Origin of the sequence: Dietzia sp. DQ11-38-2, from assembly GCF_014145055.1 — a bacterium.
Lineage (GTDB): Bacteria > Actinomycetota > Actinomycetes > Mycobacteriales > Mycobacteriaceae > Dietzia.
In genome coordinates this window covers 1-1688 of sequence record NZ_JAALDW010000052.1, presented here as the reverse complement: position 1 = coordinate 1688, position 1688 = coordinate 1, and the positions used below count along the sequence as shown (strand labels likewise).

General features: G+C 71.1%; 1 protein-coding gene. It reads left to right on the top strand.

Going from position 1 to position 1688, the window contains the following annotated elements:
• Positions 1–1617: alkaline phosphatase D family protein (locus tag G6026_RS02320; protein ID WP_182612144.1), on the top strand; the 1617-nt coding region annotated here is incomplete at its 5' end.
• Positions 1618–1688: the final 71 nt, after the last annotated feature.

The window sequence follows — 1688 nt, the reverse complement described above, 5'->3', positions numbered from 1 at the left end:
TCCCGGACGCCGTACCAGGTGGCGCTCGACGGCGCGCCCGCCTGGCCCGTGGAACCGGAGCGCCCCAGCGTCATCCGCACCCCGAGGGCCGATGACACCGTCCGCCTGGCCTTCGGGTCCTGTCGACGTGGTGAGAGCCAGACCCCGGTGGCGTTGCGCCGGATCGGGGCCGACGCGCTGGTCGCGCTGGCGCACCAGATGGCCCGCACGCCGCACGCCGACTGGCCCGATGCCATGCTGCTGCTCGGCGACCAGGTGTACGCCGACATCCCCAGCCGCGAGATCACCGAGCGGCTGGCCGCCCGTCGCAGCGCCGGCCAGGGGCCGCGGTCGGTGCGCGACTCCGCCGGGGACGGCGGTGACCGGGACGTGTCCGGGGAGATCTGTGACTTCGAGGAGTACTCCTGGCTGTACCACGAGTCGTGGCGGGATCCGGATGTCCGCTGGCTGCTCTCGACCGTGCCCAGCTGCATGATCCTCGACGACCACGATCTTCGCGACGACTGGAACTCCTCGTACGCGTGGCGCCGGGAGATGACGGCCCAGCCGTGGTGGCCTGAGCGCGTGAAGGGGGCTTTCGCCAGCTACTTCGTCTACCAGCACCTGGGCAATCTCGCGCCGTGGGAGCTGGAGGCCGACGCGGTGTACCAGGCGGTGCGGGCTGCGGGATCCGATGCCGAACGCGAGGGGATCCTCGACGATTTCGCCCTGTCCGCCGACGCCGACCGCGACACCGCGCGGTGGAGCTTCCGCCGCGACTTCGGGCGGGTGCGGGTGGTGATGCTCGACGTGCGCGCCTCTCGTCGGTTGGACCCCGGTGACCGACGAGTGATGGATCCCCGGGAGTGGGAGTGGGCGCGGGAGGCGTGCCTGGCGGCCGAGGTCGACCACCTGGTGATCGCGTCGTCCCTGCCCGCCTTCATGCTGCCGGCACTGCACCATCTCGAGGGGTGGAACGAGGCGGTGAGCCGCGACCGGCCGGACAAGCCGCTGTCCGCCCGGATCGGTGAGTGGGTGCGCCTGACAGTCGACCTCGAACACTGGGCGGCGTTCCGGAACAGTTTCGACGACCTGATCGGGTTGCTCACCGAGGTCGCGGCCGGGGATCACGGCCGGCCGCCCGCGTCGATCCTCATGCTGGGCGGGGATGTCCACTGCTCGTACCTCGAGGAGGTCCAGCTCACCGCGCCCCGGGTGCGCGACTCGCCCACCAGGGTCCACCAACTGGTCATGTCGCCGTTCCGCAATCCTCTACAGAAGTCGATCCGGATGGTCAACCGGATCTCGGTCCGGAATCCCGCGCCCGCACTGACCCGCCGGCTCGCCGATGCTGTGGGGGTGCGCGATCCACAGGTCAGGTGGGACGTCACCGACGGCGTCTGGTTCCACAACGGGGTCATGACCCTGGTGCTGCGCGGTCGCCGCGCCACCGTCAAGGTGGAGCATGCACACGTGGAATGGCCCGCACGCGGACTGGGGAGGGTGCTCACGCTCGTGCCCGGCCTGGCGCCGGACTCCTGGGGCCGGAGAGGGCGACGACGACGAGGTGGGGACGACCTCGAGGCCAAACCCCGTCAGGTTCTGCGCAGAACACTCACCAAGGAGCTCACGGACTGAGGTGGGACGCCGGCCGGGCGACAGTGTGCTCGTCGGCTGACCGGGGTCCCCGGGGCTGCCGGGGCTGCCGG